General features: G+C 61.9%; 15 protein-coding genes and 1 riboswitch (1 of these 16 only partly in view). Of the genes, 9 read left to right on the forward strand and 6 right to left on the reverse strand.

What is annotated here, in order from left to right; all coding sequences use genetic code 11:
* From B2M20_RS03590 to B2M20_RS03600, 3 genes are all read left to right on the forward strand, one after another.
* Nucleotides 1–427 carry the 3' end of an FAD-dependent oxidoreductase gene (locus B2M20_RS03590; RefSeq protein ID WP_079445785.1) on the forward strand. The gene continues 1,094 nt to the left of window position 1, outside the view, so only the last 427 of its 1,521 coding nucleotides appear in the window; its start codon lies off the left edge, out of view; its stop codon occupies nucleotides 425–427.
* Nucleotides 428–557: 130 nt separating this feature from the next.
* Nucleotides 558–1,112: a methylated-DNA--[protein]-cysteine S-methyltransferase gene (locus tag B2M20_RS03595; RefSeq protein ID WP_244553407.1), complete on the forward strand. Its 555-nt coding sequence runs from the start codon at nucleotides 558–560 to the stop codon at nucleotides 1,110–1,112.
* A 308-nt stretch (nucleotides 1,113–1,420) separates the two neighbouring features.
* Nucleotides 1,421–3,925 (forward strand): TIGR02302 family protein, encoded by a 2,505-nt coding sequence (locus B2M20_RS03600; protein ID WP_079445722.1) that lies wholly within the window; start codon nucleotides 1,421–1,423, stop codon nucleotides 3,923–3,925.
* Here B2M20_RS03600 and B2M20_RS03605 read toward each other — a convergent pair.
* Both B2M20_RS03605 and B2M20_RS03610 read right to left on the reverse strand, forming a co-directional pair.
* Nucleotides 3,912–4,304 (reverse strand): response regulator, encoded by a 393-nt coding sequence (locus B2M20_RS03605; RefSeq protein WP_079445723.1) that lies wholly within the window; start codon nucleotides 4,302–4,304, stop codon nucleotides 3,912–3,914. The two genes, B2M20_RS03600 and B2M20_RS03605, sit on opposite strands and share 14 nt — an antisense overlap.
* Nucleotides 4,305–4,307: 3 nt before the next feature.
* Nucleotides 4,308–5,165 (reverse strand): MJ0042-type zinc finger domain-containing protein, encoded by an 858-nt coding sequence (locus B2M20_RS03610; RefSeq protein WP_079445724.1) that lies wholly within the window; start codon nucleotides 5,163–5,165, stop codon nucleotides 4,308–4,310.
* Between the two features lie 349 nt (nucleotides 5,166–5,514).
* Here B2M20_RS03610 and ftsE point away from each other — a divergent pair, with 349 nt between their 5' ends.
* The 4 genes from ftsE to B2M20_RS03630 all read left to right on the forward strand — a co-directional run bounded on the left by ftsE (nucleotide 5,515) and on the right by B2M20_RS03630 (nucleotide 8,756).
* On the forward strand, nucleotides 5,515–6,174 hold the full coding sequence (gene ftsE, locus B2M20_RS03615) for a cell division ATP-binding protein FtsE (protein ID WP_079445725.1): 660 nt from the start codon (nucleotides 5,515–5,517) through the stop codon (nucleotides 6,172–6,174).
* A complete protein-coding gene (locus B2M20_RS03620) occupies nucleotides 6,167–7,138 on the forward strand; it encodes a cell division protein FtsX (RefSeq protein ID WP_079445726.1) in 972 nt (323 codons plus the stop codon). The genes ftsE and B2M20_RS03620 overlap by 8 nt, the downstream gene beginning before the upstream one ends.
* A 94-nt stretch (nucleotides 7,139–7,232) precedes the next feature.
* Nucleotides 7,233–7,910 carry a YdcF family protein gene (locus tag B2M20_RS03625; RefSeq protein WP_079445727.1) on the forward strand — a complete coding sequence of 226 codons (678 nt, stop codon included), beginning with the start codon at nucleotides 7,233–7,235 and terminating at the stop codon, nucleotides 7,908–7,910.
* Nucleotides 7,911–7,997: 87 nt separating this feature from the next.
* Nucleotides 7,998–8,756, forward strand: a complete 759-nt coding sequence (locus B2M20_RS03630) for a lysophospholipid acyltransferase family protein (protein ID WP_079445728.1) — start codon at nucleotides 7,998–8,000, stop codon at nucleotides 8,754–8,756.
* 51 nt (nucleotides 8,757–8,807) lie between these two features.
* On the opposite strand, the gene B2M20_RS03635 is transcribed toward B2M20_RS03630, so the two are convergent.
* On the reverse strand, nucleotides 8,808–9,392 hold the full coding sequence (locus tag B2M20_RS03635) for a gamma-glutamylcyclotransferase (protein WP_079445729.1): 585 nt from the start codon (nucleotides 9,390–9,392) through the stop codon (nucleotides 8,808–8,810).
* Between the two features lie 227 nt (nucleotides 9,393–9,619).
* Here B2M20_RS03635 and B2M20_RS03640 point away from each other — a divergent pair, with 227 nt between their 5' ends.
* Nucleotides 9,620–10,807 (forward strand): DUF2125 domain-containing protein, encoded by a 1,188-nt coding sequence (locus tag B2M20_RS03640; protein ID WP_079445730.1) that lies wholly within the window; start codon nucleotides 9,620–9,622, stop codon nucleotides 10,805–10,807.
* 102 nt (nucleotides 10,808–10,909) lie between these two features.
* Here the strand turns inward: B2M20_RS03640 and B2M20_RS03645 are convergent, their stop codons facing one another.
* The 3 genes from B2M20_RS03645 to B2M20_RS03655 all read right to left on the reverse strand — a co-directional run bounded on the left by B2M20_RS03645 (nucleotide 10,910) and on the right by B2M20_RS03655 (nucleotide 13,916).
* On the reverse strand, nucleotides 10,910–11,845 hold the full coding sequence (locus B2M20_RS03645) for a prephenate/arogenate dehydrogenase family protein (protein WP_079445731.1): 936 nt from the start codon (nucleotides 11,843–11,845) through the stop codon (nucleotides 10,910–10,912).
* Nucleotides 11,842–12,939, reverse strand: coding sequence for a pyridoxal phosphate-dependent aminotransferase (locus B2M20_RS03650; protein ID WP_079445787.1), 1,098 nt, complete (start codon nucleotides 12,937–12,939; stop codon nucleotides 11,842–11,844). The genes B2M20_RS03645 and B2M20_RS03650 overlap by 4 nt, the downstream gene beginning before the upstream one ends.
* A gap of 125 nt (nucleotides 12,940–13,064) precedes the next feature.
* A complete protein-coding gene (locus B2M20_RS03655) occupies nucleotides 13,065–13,916 on the reverse strand; it encodes a chorismate mutase (RefSeq protein WP_079445732.1) in 852 nt (283 codons plus the stop codon).
* A gap of 277 nt (nucleotides 13,917–14,193) precedes the next feature.
* A riboswitch (SAM riboswitch) is annotated at nucleotides 14,194–14,273 on the forward strand.
* 89 nt (nucleotides 14,274–14,362) lie between these two features.
* Between B2M20_RS03655 and metX the strand changes: the two genes are divergently transcribed.
* Nucleotides 14,363–15,562, forward strand: a complete 1,200-nt coding sequence (gene metX, locus B2M20_RS03660; RefSeq protein WP_079445733.1) for a homoserine O-acetyltransferase MetX — start codon at nucleotides 14,363–14,365, stop codon at nucleotides 15,560–15,562.
* Nucleotide 15,563 lies beyond the last annotated feature (1 nt).

The raw sequence follows: 15,563 nt of genomic DNA on the forward strand, positions 1-15,563 counted from the left end.
GGAGAAGGCGGGACTGAAGATCGACCGCGGCGTACTCGTCAACGAGTTCCTGGAAACAAGCGCTCCCGGCATCTATGCGGCCGGCGACATCGCGCGCTGGCCCGATTCGCGTTTCGGGGAGAACATCCGCGTCGAGCACTGGGTGGTAGCACAACGTCAGGGCCAGGTTGCCGCGCGCAACATGCTAGGACACAACGAAAAGTATGACGCTGTGCCGTTCTTCTGGAGCCAGCATTACGATGTGCCAATCAATTATCTCGGACATGCGTTAAAGTGGGATCATATCGAGGTCGACGGAAACGTCGCTGATCGGGATTGCCTGCTGCGCTACAAACATCAGGGGCGCGTGCTGGCGGTATCCTCGATCTATCGGGACATTGAGCACCTCAAGGAGGAAGTGGCGATGGAGCGCGCCGTGGTCTCCTGAAGTTCGGCTGCGCGGTATAGGAGATGATCACCATTCTATTGCGTGCGCCAGCCCAAGTCGGCGTGATCGCGAGTTTTTGTGAGACGCAATCCCTTTAACATGAATACGCCAGTCTGCGACGGAGCGATCCGTGAGTGAACAGCCAGATGATCGTAAATTCGCGCTGTTCGATACCGCGATTGGAGTTTGCGGTATCGTTTGGACGATGCGTGGCGTCGAAGCGGTGCAACTGCCGCTGCCGGATAAGGACAAAACCCGGATGCGCATTCTCCAGCGTTTCGGGAGCGTTGCAGAGGCAGTTCCGCCGGACGCTGTACAGGCTGCGATTGACGGCATGTATGCGTTGCTTGAAGGTAAGCCGGCCGATTTATCCAATGTGGTGCTCAATCTCGACGGCGTAGGCGAATTTGATCGCCGCGTTTATGACATCGCACGCACCATTCCTCCGGGCAGGACGATGACCTATGGCGATATCGCCAAACGTCTCGGCGGCGTTGAACTGTCGCGCGATGTCGGTCAGGCGCTCGGCCGTAATCCGTGTCCGATCGTGGTGCCGTGCCATCGCGTGCTTGCAGCCGGCGACAAACCGGGAGGCTTCTCGGCGAACGGCGGCGTTGCGACCAAGCTGAAAATGCTTACCATCGAGGGCGCGATCATCAATCACACGCCAGGTTTGTTCGATTGACCTGTTTCCCGCAATTGCCGCTCTGAGCGTTCTTGTTGCGGAAGACCTGGACCGGTTTGGCCTGACTGGACCGACCGGCGCATCACGCCGTCAGGCTGAGCCCGAGCGGTTCAGTCGTTTCCGATGCCTCATTGCCGCCGCCGTGGTAAGGTGCTGTTTATCTCGTTTCGAGTGGCGATGCGCGGGTTTGACCCGGATCAGGCGCCGCGCCGTCTGAAGAAACACAGATCAAAATCATCACGCTTCTCATTCTGTCAGAAGCGGAAAGACTCCAAGGCCGGAATGGCTCCAGTAGCCCGGAGACACAGTTGAGCGGTGTTCCCTTCGATCCATCCAGTCAGGACGGCGACCAGCGCGAGTTGGCGGGACTTGAACTGACGCGAGCTCTGCAGCGCGCAAGGTGGGTGATCGCATGGGAAAGGGCATGGCCGCATGTTGCGCGGCTGCTTTGCGTCGGCGGGCTTTTTCTGGCGGTTTCCTGGGCCGGCGTTTGGCTTGTTCTACCGGTGATGGGACGTGCCGTTGCCCTTTCTGCATTTGTTCTGCTCGCCATTGCGGCGATGGCGCCTGCCATCAGGTTCCGCTGGCCCAGCCGCGAGGAAGGATTGGGCCGGCTCGACCGCAGTGCTGGCCTTCGCCATCGTCCCGTCACCGCGCTCGCCGACACGCTGGCGACCCGGGATCCGGTCGCGCATGCTTTGTGGCAGGCACAGCGCGCGCGCACGTTGACGGCGATCAAGCGTCTTCGCGCCGGGTTGCCGTCGCCGAGGCTACCGCTGCACGACCGCTGGGCGCTGCGATCGCTGGTGATGGTGCTGATGGTCGCCACCTATATCGCGGCGGACGGCGAACGGACCGAGCGCGTGGCTGCTGCGTTCGACTGGAATGGAATGCTGACATCGACCAATGTCAGGGTCGATGCGTGGGTGGCTCCGCCGCCTTATACCGGCAAGCCCCCGATCATTCTGTCCAAGACCAACGCGGATGCAGCGTCCTTTGATGGCGGGCCGCTTCCGGTGCCTGCGGGCAGCACGCTGACCGTGCGTTCGAGCGGAGGCAACTTCGACGTCGCGCTCGGCGGCGGCGTGACTGAAAAGGCTAATGCCGACAAGCCCCCGGAAGGTACGAACGAGCGGCATTTCACCATTGTCGCGGATGGTACGGCTCGTGTGCGCGCCCCGGCGGGGCTACCGCGATGGACATTTAGCGCAATTGCCGATCGCGTCCCGGCCATATCGCTGGCCAAGCGGCCGGAGCGCCAGGCGCGCGGATCGTTGCTGATGTCCTATCGCCTGGAGGACGATTACGGCGTGACCGAAGCCCATGCGGAATTTTCGACCCGGCCCGGACCCGCTGCAAAGGACGGGGCGGTTGCGCGCCCATTGTTCGATCCGCCGCAATTCGCGCTGGTGTTGCCGAATGCCAGACCCCGCAGCGGAATCGGGCAGACGGTCAAGGATCTGAGCGAAAGTCCCTACGCTGGCGCCGAAGTGACCTTGACGCTGACCGCGCGCGACGATGCCGGAAACGAGGGGCGCAGCGAACCGCTCGACCTGCGCCTGCCGGAACGCGTGTTCACTAAACCGCTTGCGCGCGCGCTGATCGAGCAGCGCCGCATCCTGGCGCTGGACGCTAATCAGAATAAGCAGGTCCATACGGCACTCGATGCTCTCCTGATCGCCCCCGAGGTATTCACTCCCAAGGTGGGGGAGTATCTCGGTCTTTACAGCGTAACGAAGCAGCTCGAGGAAGCGCACATCGATGCCCAGTTGCGTGAGGTCGTCGCCAGCCTCTGGGGGCTCGCCGTAAGCATCGAGGACGGCAATATCACCGACGTCGAGAAAGCGCTGCGTGCCGCGCAGGATGCACTGAAGGAAGCATTGGAGCGCGGCGCGAGCGATGAGGAGATCAAGAAGCTCACCGAGAATCTGCGCGCGGCGCTGGATAATTACCTGCGCCAGTTGGCCGAACAGATGCGCGACAATCCGGAGCAACTGGCGCGTCCGCTCAATCCCAACAGCAGGGTCATGCGCCCGCAGGACCTCGACAACATGATCGAGCGCATGGAGCGTCTGTCCCGCTCGGGCGACAAGGACGCCGCCAGGCAATTGCTCGATCAGTTGCAGCAGATGCTCGAGAATCTGCAAATGGCGCAGCCGGGCCAGGGTGAGGGAGGAGATCTGCAACAGTCGCTGAATGAACTCGGTGACATGATCCGAAAGCAGCAGCAGTTGCGCGACAAGACCTACAGGCAGGGTTTGGATTCGCGTCGCGATCACAGCCAAGAGCCCAACGACCAGAATGCCATGAGTGGCCTGCAGCGGGATCAGCAGGCCCTGCGTGACAGGCTTCAGACATTGCAGCAGGAACTTGCCAAACGCGGAATGGGGCCGAGCCAGCACGGCATGCAAGGGCAGTCGGCCGGGCCGGGTGACGATCTCGGTCAGGCCGATTCCGCAATGGGCCAGGCCGACGGCCGGCTTGGCGAAGGCCATGCCGACGGCGCCGTCGACGCGCAAGGCCGGGCCCTCGATGCGCTGCGCAAGGGCGCTCGAAGCCTTGCCGAAGCTTTGCAGCAGGGTGAAGACGGGCCGGATAGTCGAGTGGGCCGGCAGAACGGCGGTCAGACTGACCCGTTGGGGCGCCCGCTGCATGGCCGCGAGTTTGGCAACGATACGACAGTCAAAATTCCTGGCGAAATTGACGTGCAGCGAGTGCGCCGCATTCTTGAAGAGTTGCGCCGCCGCATCGCCGATCCGTCACGGCCGAAAATCGAACTCGATTACATCGAACGGTTGCTTAAGGATTACTGATCGTTCCGTCAGTCAGCGTGCTTAATGCCCCGGCGACGGCAGAGCGGATATCGGCCACCGAGAACGGCTTCGTAACGACGTCGTGCACAATAGCGTTGAGACCCGAGGCGCGCTCGCGCTGATCGGCGAAACCTGTCATCAGCAGGATGACCAGGTCGGGGAAATCGCGAGCGACCGCGAGAGCCAGCGCAATGCCGTCCATGATCGGCATCTTGATGTCAGTGAGCAGAAGGTCGAAAGCGCGCGCGTCACCGGTCAGAATATCCAGCGCTTCGGCGCCATCGGCCGCCGTCACTGTCTCGTGGCCGTCCATGGCGATGGCGCGGGCGACAAGCGAACGCATCGAGTCCTCGTCGTCAGCGATCAGAACCCGCGCCATGACTCAGGCTCCGTTCCCGGCCGCAAGGTCCTGCCGGTTAAAGAAGCGAACACCGATCCTGCGGCCTTCAGATGGCGGGGCCGCCAGCCGTGTCCGGAACCAGACGTTTTCGCCGGGCTTGAGCGCTGCCTGCTCGAGCACTGCGTTCCACGCGTAGATTTCGGTTTCATGCGCGTCACGGACACTGAAGCGCAGGCGCGGCAATTCGACCGGCTTGCGGCTTTGCGCGACGATCATGCCTTCGATCACCAGCACCGGCTTGCCGTCGACGGTTTCGGTGGACGTCTTGACGTCTTTGAAGGCCAACCCGCGCAGGTTTACTTCCAGTCCGACCAGCCGATAGAACGTTGCGGTTTGCGGCAGCAGGTGCACGATCTCGACGCGCCAGATGACAAGAGCCAGCACCATCGCCGCCATCGCGACGCAGAAGGTGTTCAGAGTGATCGCTGGCGGGCGAAGTGCGAATAAGGGCTTGAGCCGGTCGCGGAACCGCGAAGCAATGGAGAGCGGACGCTTGTCATCGCGCGCCGTATTGTCGTGGGGCGTATTGTCTTGTCGGGCCGGCGAAGTCCAGACACCGGCGAGATCCTGTGGCGGCCCCCCGAGTTCGGGGGATTTCGGCAAATCGCTGGCGATCGACGGACTGTCGACGGACGGCATGTCGCCGGTCTTCGGAGGGTCGGTCCATCCCGCCATCTCGTCCGCTCCCGCCATCGTGGGGATGCGAACGTTGGCGATATTGTCAGGCGTCGCCCGCCATGTTTTCTTGCAGCGCGAACAGCGGACGGTGCGGCCCGTTCCGCCGAAACTTGCGAGATCGACCGCATAGGATGTCGTACAGTGTGGGCATACAATGTGCATGGACGAATCGCCAGAAGTGACTGCCGGAAGTCTACGCGCTGACCGTTAACGAATCGGAAACCATAACCGACGCACAAGGGGACGAGGGTGAGCTTTGTTCCAGAGGCCACAGATGTGGTTGGGGCCGCGCCGGCGTCAGCCTCCCTCGACCGAACGTTCGTGTGGTGATGATCCATTTTCTTCATTCAGCGAGGTGATCAAGGGACCTTTCGGTCCAACCACACCAGAATCATTGAGTTGTTGCATGGAGGGCGAACTTCGGAAACCGGCACATTAGTGTCCTTTCGAATCCCAGGTTCGCGAAAGGAAACGCTGGAATATTGCGAACTTGGAAATCGGGACACAAGGCTTGATCCGGTTCGAAAATGTCGGCTTGCGTTACGGGCTCGGCCCGGAGATTTTGCGCGACCTCAGCTTTAATCTTCCCGCCCGTTCCTTTCAGTTCCTCACCGGCCCGTCGGGTGCCGGTAAATCCTCCCTGCTGCGGCTGCTTTTTCTGTCGCTGCGGCCGACGAGGGGTCTTGTCAACCTGTTCGGTCAGGACGTCTCGCTGCTGAGCAAGGATGCGATCGCCGACTTGCGCAAGCGTATCGGGATCGTGTGGCAGGACTTTCGCCTGCTCGACCACATGACAACTTACGAAAACGTCGCATTGCCATTCCGGGTTATGGGCCGCGATGAGTCGACCTACCGCCGCGAAGTCATCGATCTTCTGAAGTGGGTGGGTCTTGGCGAGCGCATGGATGCGCTGCCGCCGGTCCTGTCCGGAGGGGAGAAGCAGCGCGCGGCGATCGCTCGCGCGGTGATAGCGCGACCGCAGCTTCTGCTGGCAGACGAGCCGACCGGCAACGTCGATCCGACACTTGGGCAACGTTTGCTGCGGCTGTTCATCGAGTTGAACAAGTCCGGCACGGCGGTCATCATTGCCACCCACGATATCGCTCTGATGGATCAGTACGACGCGCGGCGGCTGGTGCTGCATCAGGGACGGCTGCACATCTATGAGTAAGGCAGGGGACGGACACGATGTGCTGATGGATCTCGGGCGCGAACGCCCGCAGGTGCCGGTCCGCGCACGCAATATGTCGCCGATCGTACCGCGTGCATCGATCGCAGGCCGTGCTCTGGTGGCCGTTGTTGCCATCATGACGTTTCTGGCGTCGATCACGACCGGGGCGGTACTTCTGATCAACGCTTCGGCTGCGGAATGGCAGTCGGAGGTCGCGAGCGAAATCACCATCCAGGTGCGTCCCGTCGCCGGTCGCGACCTCGAGCGCGATGTAACCGCGGTCGCCGCCGCGGCTCGGGAGCATCCGGGTATCCTCGATGTCCGGCCGTACACCAAGGAGGAGTCGGGCAAGCTGCTGGAGCCTTGGCTCGGCAGCGGTCTGTCGCTCGACGATCTGCCGATACCGCGCATGATTGTGGCGCGCGCCGCGCCGGGGACCAGGCTCGATCTGGAAGGGCTTCGTAGCCGCGTGACGCAACTGGCGCCCTCGACCAGCGTGGACGACCATCGCGCCTGGATCGACCGGATGCGATCGATGACCAACGCGACCGTGTTCGCCGGAATCGGGGTTCTCGCGCTGGTCATTATTGCGACCATTATCTCGGTATCGTTCGCGACCCGGGGGGCCATGGCGGCCAATCGTCCGATCGTCGAGGTGCTGCATTTCGTCGGGGCCAGCGACCGCTACATCGCCAATCACTTTCTGCGTCATTTCCTGCGGCTCGGGCTGAGGGGCGGCGTGATCGGTTGTGTCGCCGCGATGCTGATGTTCGGGTTCTCCGAATCGATCGCCAACTGGTTTTCCGGAACGCCGGTGGGAGATCAGTTTGCGGCGCTGCTGGGCACGTTCTCGCTGCGCCCGTCCGGCTATCTCGTGCTGGCTGGCCAGACGGTCCTGATTGCGGCGGTCACCGCCTGGGCTTCCCGCCGCACATTGTTCGCGACGCTTGATGAGATCGATTGAGCAGTCGCTCAGGGCCAGCGCGACATTCCGGCGCGGCCGAATTCCACTTCGCCCCAAAACGCACTAAAGTCGAGGGGACCAGGACATCGAACGGATGAGTGAACAAACCCGCCATGACAAACCGGAAGCCTCGGGTCGGGTGCCGGCGCGGCGGCGCCGCACGTTGCTCGCGGCCGCGGTTGCCGCCGTTGGGATTGCCTTTGTCGGGGCAGGGGTGGGCTTCGTCGGATTTCTGTCGCAACTGCGAGGGGTGGAGACAAAGCCTGCCGGTAACGCGGACGGCATTGTCGTGCTCACCGGCGGCTCGTCGCGGATTTCCGATGCCGTCGAGTTGCTGGCCGGCGGCTACGGCAAGCGGCTGCTGATTTCGGGTGTTCATCCGACCAACGGGGTCAGCGATATTTCACGCTCGTTGCCGGACAACCAGCGACTGCTGACATGCTGCGTCGATCTCGATCGCTCCGCGGTTAACACCCGGAGCAACGCAAGCGAGACGCGGCGCTGGGTCGACGAGCAGGGCTTCCGTTCGCTAATTGTGGTGACGTCGAATTATCATATGCCTCGCGCCATCGTCGAACTGTCGCACGCGATGCCGAACGTCACCTTGATTCCGTTCGCGGTCATCGGTGACAAGTGGCGCGAAGAGCCATGGTGGACCAGCGCCGCTACCCTGCGGCTCTTGTTATCGGAGTATGTCAAATACATCGCTGCGGAAGCGCGGGTTCGTCTGGCCCATCTTGGCCTCGAACTTCCCCCCGAAAACGGCGATTAGCCGACCGGGGCGTTCGACCACGCCGTCCGGCTTCGGGCTTTTGCAATTAGACTACGCGCCAATTAACACCACGGAATTGGATGCTTGATGATTTCGATCTTTGTGCGCTCGCTGGTCTTCAACGTTTTGTTCTATTTGACGATGGCAGTCTGGATCGTTGCCGCGCTGCCGACATTCGTGATGCCGCGCGCGGTGTTGGTCAGGATGGCGAAGGCTTGGGGACGCTGGAATATCTGGCTGATGCGCGTCATCTGCGGCACGCGCGTCAAAATCCTCGGTACCGGGAGGATTCCAAAGGGCCCCTTGATCTTCGCCTCGAAACATCAGTCGATGTGGGAGACCTTCGCCCTCTTTAGTCTCATTGATCAGCCGGTCGTCATCCTCAAGCGCGAGCTGACATGGATTCCGTTCTTTGGCTGGTATCTGATGAAGACGGGCATGATCGGCATCGACCGCAAAGCCGGCATACGCTCGCTCAAGATGCTGATCCGGATGACGCGGGAGGAGATGCGTCTCGGGCGTCAACTCGTCATCTTCCCGGAAGGCACGCGACGTCCGATCGGAGCCCCGCCAGCCTACAAGAGCGGCGTCGCCATGATCTATGCCGAAGGCGATGTGCCGTGTGTTCCGGTGGCCCTCAACTCCGGTCTGTGCTGGCCCCGCCGGACGTTCCTGCGTTATCCGGGAACGATTACGGTTGAATTCCTCGAACCGCTGCCACCGGGATTGCGGCGCGATGAATTCATGTCGCGGTTGATGGTGTCGATCGAAGGGTCGACCGCTTCCCTGGTCGAGATGGGACTGCGTGAGCAGGGGCGGTTGTTGGGTCGGGCGGCGGAGGATTAGAGCATGATCTCGAAACGCCAAGAGTCCTATTCAAAACTTCTTGCATCGCACCTACTTGGGCAACCGCGCATCATTGTGCAGCAGTTCTGCCAGCTGATGAAGTTTAGGGTCGCGAAAGCCCTGTGACTCGATCGACTTCACGGTCGACAAGACATAGTCCCGATTGTGTCCGGATCGGCCGTGCCCCTGGCGGACATAATGGACCTGTTCAGCCAGCGTCAGCCGTCCGGCATACTGGACATGTCCGCGATCGACCACGTAAGCAAGCGCGCTGACCCGCCGACGCGCGTCGTCCTCGAGCCAGACGGAGCGCGTCACCTCGCGATAGACGTGGGTGGTCTGCTCGCGCTCCCGCAAATACGCAATTGTGGTCTCGCGCCGGTTGGCTGCAACGCGGAATGCGATGCCCCGGCAAGCTCCCCCCCGGTCAAGCCCGAGAACCAGCCCCGGTCTCTCCGGCGTCCCGCGATGGTCGAACGAGTAGACGCAGAGCGCCCGGTGCTCGCCGATCAGCCGCGCCGGAATCTGTTCGGCAAAATCGAATCCCGGTCGCCACATCAGCGAACCATAGGCAAATACCCAGAGATCGCTGTCGGACCTACCAATAGCCGGGTCAACTTGTTCCTGCACACTCATCCACGCTCCAACCAGAGCGTATCCCGCAAATTGGATACCGAATACGCACAAGCTATTATAATTGAGAGCATTTTCTTAGGGCTAGCCGGGATTTACCCGGCCAACAGATGCTTTAACAGAGCCGCACCGCCAGGCGAAGCGGAACGAAAGGGGCTGGTTTTGCCGAGGTTGCGCGACTATGGTCGGAGACCCCCGCCACCTGACAAATTCATGAGCCAGCCTCCCGCATGAACGCTGCCAACGCCTCTCGCAAGCACCGTCTTTGGCCCGTCTTCGTCATGCCCGTGCTGGTGGTCATCGCCGCCGCGGCTTGGAGTGGGTTCTGGTTTTATGCCGCCTCCCAGGTCGATCAGACGGTCGATGCCTGGCGCGCGCGCGAGGCCGCGTCCGGGCGCAACTATGATTGCGCCAAGCGGACTGTCGCCGGATTCCCCTTCCGTCTTGAGGTTCACTGCAAGGACGCGACCGTCGAGCTAAAGTCGCAAACGGCCGATCAGGCGGCGATAGCGCCACTGACTGCGCGCCTCGGGGATATCCTGGTGGTCGCGCAGATCTATACTCCGAAACTGCTGATCGCAGAGTTCAAAGCCCCGGCAACGCTATCCCAACATGGACAGCCGGTGATGGTCGTCAACTGGAGCATCGCGCGCAGCAGCATTGTCGGATTGCCAGGTACTCCGCAGAGCGCGGATATCGTTTTCCAAGATCCTGCGATCGACCATGTCGCAGCCTCGGTGCAGACCCCGGTTGCGCGCGCCAAGCAAGTCGAGCTTCACGGCCGCATCGCGGAGAACTCCAGACCAGATCACCCGGCGATCGAGGCTGTCCTTGAATTGACCGGGGCGACCATTCAGGACGTTCATCCGGTGCTGACTGCGCCATTCGATGCTGATATCCGTGCGATCGTACACGGGCTGAAGGATGTCACGCCGAAACCCTGGCCGGTGCGGTTTCGCGAATTGCAGGCGGCGGACGGCCGCATCGAGATCAAGCAGTCGCGTATCCAGCAAGGCGATCTGATCGCGATAGCCGCAGGCTCGCTAGGGCTTACCGCCGATGGGCACCTCGACGGCGAGTTACACATGACAGCAACCGGTTTCGAGAAGGTGATTCCGGCGCTCGGAATCGATAAAATGCTGGAGCAGGGCGTGCCGCAGGCCACTCTCGACAAGGTCGCGCCCGGCGTGAAGACCAAGGATATCGACAATCTGTTCGGCGCGCTGGACCGGGCTATTCCAGGGTTGGGTAAGGCCGTGCGTGAGAACGCCAACGTCGGGGTCACGGCGGGCCTTAATGCAATCGGTCAGGAGGCAACGCTGGAAGGGAAGAAGGCGCGCTCTTTCCCGTTGCGATTCGTCAACGGCGCAATCTTCATCGGGCCGCTGAAGGTCGCCCAGACGCCGCCGCTATTCTGATCGAGTGCTGATATCTGCTTCGGCGGTCATGCACGTGCTTGACCCGCGCACCCATCATTTCTCGTAAAAGGATGGATTGCCGGATCGAGTCCGGCAATGCCACTATGGCTTCTTTGCACCCGTCTGCAGCCGCCCGAAATCGGGAGCCGCGGAATCCTGGCCGATCTCGACGATGCCGCGGCGGATTGCGCGGGTGCGGGTGAAGTGCTCAAAAAGCGCTTCGCCATCGCCACGGCGCATGGCGCGCGTCAGCTTGGAGAGATCTTCGTTGAAGGTGCCGAGCATTTCCAGCACCGCATCCTTGTTGGCCAGAAATACGTCGCGCCACATGGTGGGATCGGAGGCTGCGATGCGCGTGAAGTCGCGAAAGCCGCCGGCGGAAAATTTCATCACTTCGGAGGATGTGACCTCGCCGAGTTCGTCCGCGGTGCCAACAATGGTGTAAGCGATCAGGTGCGGCAGATGGCTGGTGATCGCCAGCACCAAATCATGATGCTGAGGGGTCATGATCTCGACCCTGGCGCCGATCGCGGTCCAGAACGCGCGCAACTTGTCGACGGCGGCAATATCCGTTTTGTCTGGCGGCGTCAGTATGCACCAGCGATTGATAAACAGTTCGGCGAAGCCGGAATCCGGACCCGAGTGCTCAGTGCCGGCCACCGGATGTGCTGGCACGAAATGCACGCTGGTGGGCAGATATGGGGTCATCTCGCGGACGACGGCGCCTTTCACCGATCCCACGTCGGAGACAATGGCGTCCGGCCGGAGGTGAGATGCGATCTCTTGCGCCACCGCGCCGCACGCCCCGACCGGAATACAGAGGATCACGAGGTCGGCGTCGCTTGCGGCCTCGGCGTTGGTGTCCACCACGCGATCGGCGATGCCGAGCTCCGTCACCCGCGCACGCGTCTTCGCGGAGCGTGCGGTGACCACGATTTCGCCGGCGAGGCCTTGCGCGCGCGCCGCGCGCGCGATCGAGCCGCCAATCAGGCCGAATCCGATCAGCGCGATCCGCCGGAATAAGGGCGGTGCGGTCATGCCTGCGCCATGAAGTCGCGCAAGCCATCCGCCACCAGCCGGTTGGCTTCCTCGGTGCCGATGGTCATGCGCAAGGCATTCGGCAGGCCGTAATTGTCGAGCGCACGAAGCACGAGGCCGCGTTTGGTCAGAAACACGTCGGCCTCAGACGCCGTCTTGCCCTTGGTGTCAGGGAAGTGGATCAGGATGAAGTTCGTCACGCTGGGCGTGACCTTGAGGCCGAGCTTTGTCACTTCGTCCGTTAGCCAGTTGCGCCACTCTTCCGTGTGAACCTTCGACATCTGAACGTGCGCGGTGTCCTCGATCGCGGCCACGGCCGCAAGCATTGCCGGCGTCGAGACATTGAAGGGGCCGCGGATCCGGTTCACGGCATCGACGATATGCGCCGGGCCGAACATCCAGCCGATCCGCAGCGAGGCCAAGCCGTGGATCTTGGAGAAGGTGTGGGTCAGCACGGTATTTTCCGTCGTCGCCACCAGCTCGATGCCGAATTCGTAGTCGTTGCGCGACACATAATCCGAATAGGCACCGTCGAGCACCAGCAATACGTGGGACGGCAGGCCCGCGCGCAACCGCCTGATCTCGTCGAACGGCAGGTAGGTGCCGGTCGGATTGTTTGGATTAGCGAGCCAGACCATCTTGGTCTTCGGCGTGACCCGCTTGAGGATCGCGTCGATGTCTGCGGTATACTCGGTCTCGGGTGCGACGACGTTTGTCGCGCCGTTTGCCAAGGTCGCAATCGGGTACACCAGAAAGCCGTGCGTGGTCGAAATCGCTTCGTCGCCGTGGCTGAGAAAGGTATGCGCCAGCAGGTTGAGAATCTCGTCCGATCCCGCGCCGCAGATAATACGGTCCGGGTCCAGCCCATAGGCGCGCCCGATGGCTGCGCGCAACACGCGCGAGGTGCCTTCCGGATAGCCTTCGAGGTGAGCCACGGCATCGCGATAAGCGTCCATCGCCTTTGGCGAAGGGCCGAACGGCGTTTCATTGGCCGACAGCTTGAACACTTTGCGGCCCGCCTCCGGTACCGGACTCTTGCCGGGCGTGTAGGGCGCAATATCGAGAATGCCGGGATTCGGCACCGGTCGGGACATCATTTGCTCCGGACTAGAGCCGTTCGCTTCTGACGGAATCAGAAGCGGGCTCTAAGATTTTGATTTGACGCGTTTTCTTCACGCGAACTGGCATCCACTTCGCTGGAAAACGCTGTAGCGAGACGTTACGGACGAGCCGCCCTGCTGGAAGGCATCGTATAGCGCGTTGCGTGACTGCCGACGAGAGCCATTGAACGGACCGACGCGCCGGCTTCGATTAGCGCCGATTTGATGGTGTCGAGGCTGGTGCCGTCCGTGATGGACACCAGCAGCGCGGCGCCGTCGAAGGCGCCATCGGGCACTGCAACGATCTCGGCGAGCGGCGACAGTGTGCGGGCGGTATTGGCATTCCAGCCGGAGACGCGCACGCTCCAGGTCTCCACTTCCGTGACCCGCGCATCGTCGGCGACTCGTGAGATCACGAACACCGGCAGCGCGGCCGGATGATCGGCGCGCTCGATGAAGGGCAGGCGGGCGATGATCTTTGGCGCGCCGTCGGCTTCCAGTGCAAGCCACCATGGCGCGCGGCTCGAGGTCGCCGAGACGAGCGCGAGGTCGCCTTTCGCATTCGCCACGGCTTCCACAGCGGCTTGCGCATTGAAGTGCGGCACGAAGGGGATGGTGAAGCCAAAATGGAAGCGCGCGGAATCCCGCATCGCGGATTCGCCGAGTGAGAGATCGGCGTGCAGCGAGAAGGGCGCCTGAACGTAGGTGAAGGTTGCGATGATGACGCGCCAGATGCTTTCGACGGTGTCGAGCGGCAGGATGCCGCGATGGCGCTGCGCCAGACGCCGCATCATGTCAGCCTCGCGCGCCGGCCGGAATGCCGAGCCGACCTCCTGGGTCTGCTTCACCGATATCAGGCGGTCAATGATGTCGCCGCGCTGCATCAGCAGGTTGTGAACCTGCTCGTCGATGGCGTCGATCTCTTTGCGTAAGTCTTGCAGAGATGGAGGCGCGGGGGAGATTTTCGTCATGGATGCAACCTGTCGGCCGCAGGAAGGAGCGTCGGCCGCGGTCCGGTTCTAACATTCGCATCCCGTTTCAGCGAGCCTTCTTGCGAATGTTGGAAGCGACCATAGAGCCACGCTTCTTACAGAGGCAGAAACGTGGCTCTACGGTTTGATGTGATGCGTTTTCTTTACGCGAACCGGTATTCACTTCGCTCGAAAACGCTCTGGCCCCGGTCGTGATCATGGGCCGGCAGCAACCGATCTGCTTATCTTGACGAAAAGCATGCAGCGGACTATTTTTCGTCCGTTCCGTGGTCATTTGAGCCGGCCGGCTTGCAGCCACGTTAAACAACTCGCTAAACAGGCCGGGGACAGCGAAATCCTGATCCCGGCCGAACCCAAGTTCGGGCCGGGTTTTTTATGGCCTGCGGTCCGGTGGTTTCCCGAAGCCCCGGCGGGGGCAGTGCAGGATGGCAAACGTGCAATCGATACCGGGGCCGGCTCAAGCCGAGTATCGAGCCCAGGAAGCAGATCATCCCACGTCGCAGGTCGCGATCTTCGGAAGCGATCAACCGCTTCCGCTCGATTGCGGCATCGATCTCGCGCCGTTCCAGATTGCCTATCAGACCTATGGTAAACTCAATACTGCAAAATCCAATGCCATCCTGGTTTGCCATGCCCTCACCGGGGACCAGCATGTGGCTAACCTTCATCCGCTCACCGGAAAACCAGGCTGGTGGGTGACCCTGGTGGGACCCGGCAAACCGCTCGATACCGAGAAGTATTTCATTATCTGCTCCAACGTGATCGGGGGCTGTATGGGCTCGACGGGTCCCGCCTCGATCAATCCCGCGACCGGCAAGGTGTGGGGCCTGGACTTCCCGGTCATCACCATCCCTGACATGGTGCGCGCGCAGGCCATGCTGATCGACCGCCTCGAAATCGACACGCTGTTTTCGGTGGTCGGTGGCTCCATGGGCGGCATGCAGGTGCTGCAGTGGTGTGCGGCCTATCCGAAGCGCGTGTTCTCAGCGCTGCCGATCGCCTGCAGCACGCGTCACTCCGCGCAGAACATTGCGTTTCACGAATTGGGACGGCAAGCGGTGATGGCTGATCCCGACTGGCGCGACGGCCGCTATGTCGAGCAAGGCACCCATCCCCACCGGGGCCTGGGCGTGGCGCGGATGGCCGCACACATTACTTATCTGTCGGACGCGGCGCTGCATCGCAAGTTCGGACGGCGGATGCAAGATCGCGAGTTGCCGACATTTTCGTTCGACGCGGATTTCCAGGTCGAAAGCTATCTGCGCCACCAGGGATCGTCATTCGTTGAGCGCTTTGATGCCAACAGCTATCTCTATCTCACGCGAGCGATGGACTATTTTGATGTGGCGGCCGATCATGACGGCGTGTTGGCCGCCGCGTTTCGCGATACCCACACCCGGTTCTGCGTGGTCTCGTTCACCAGCGACTGGTTGTTTCCGACCTCCGAATCGCGGGCGACCGTGCATGCCCTCAATGCCGGCGGTGCGCGGGTCTCGTTCGCGGAGATCGAGACCGATCGCGGCCATGATGCCTTCCTGCTCGACGTTCCCGAGTTCTTCGATATCGCGCGTGCGTTCCTGGAATCTGCGGGAAAGACCCGCGGCGTGGCCGATGCAGGGCAATGAG

The organism is Nitrobacter vulgaris (assembly GCF_002028545.1).
GTDB lineage: Bacteria > Pseudomonadota > Alphaproteobacteria > Rhizobiales > Xanthobacteraceae > Nitrobacter > Nitrobacter vulgaris.

Bases quoted from the DNA above. Each gene is read 5' to 3' on its own strand.
- B2M20_RS03640 (WP_079445730.1), top strand. From the start codon at position 9,620: ATGAACGCTGCCAACGCCTCTCGCAAGCACCGTCTTTGGCCCGTCTTC.
- B2M20_RS03625 (WP_079445727.1), top strand. From the start codon at position 7,233: ATGAGTGAACAAACCCGCCATGACAAACCGGAAGCCTCGGGTCGGGTG.
- B2M20_RS03655 (WP_079445732.1), bottom strand. From the start codon at position 13,916: ATGACGAAAATCTCCCCCGCGCCTCCATCTCTGCAAGACTTACGCAAA.
- B2M20_RS03645 (WP_079445731.1), bottom strand. From the start codon at position 11,845: ATGACCGCACCGCCCTTATTCCGGCGGATCGCGCTGATCGGATTCGGC.
- B2M20_RS03610 (WP_079445724.1), bottom strand. From the start codon at position 5,165: ATGCACATTGTATGCCCACACTGTACGACATCCTATGCGGTCGATCTC.
- metX (WP_079445733.1), top strand. From the start codon at position 14,363: ATGGCAAACGTGCAATCGATACCGGGGCCGGCTCAAGCCGAGTATCGA.
- B2M20_RS03605 (WP_079445723.1), bottom strand. From the start codon at position 4,304: ATGGCGCGGGTTCTGATCGCTGACGACGAGGACTCGATGCGTTCGCTT.
- B2M20_RS03630 (WP_079445728.1), top strand. From the start codon at position 7,998: ATGATTTCGATCTTTGTGCGCTCGCTGGTCTTCAACGTTTTGTTCTAT.
- B2M20_RS03635 (WP_079445729.1), bottom strand. From the start codon at position 9,392: ATGAGTGTGCAGGAACAAGTTGACCCGGCTATTGGTAGGTCCGACAGC.
- B2M20_RS03650 (WP_079445787.1), bottom strand. From the start codon at position 12,939: ATGTCCCGACCGGTGCCGAATCCCGGCATTCTCGATATTGCGCCCTAC.
- B2M20_RS03620 (WP_079445726.1), top strand. From the start codon at position 6,167: ATGAGTAAGGCAGGGGACGGACACGATGTGCTGATGGATCTCGGGCGC.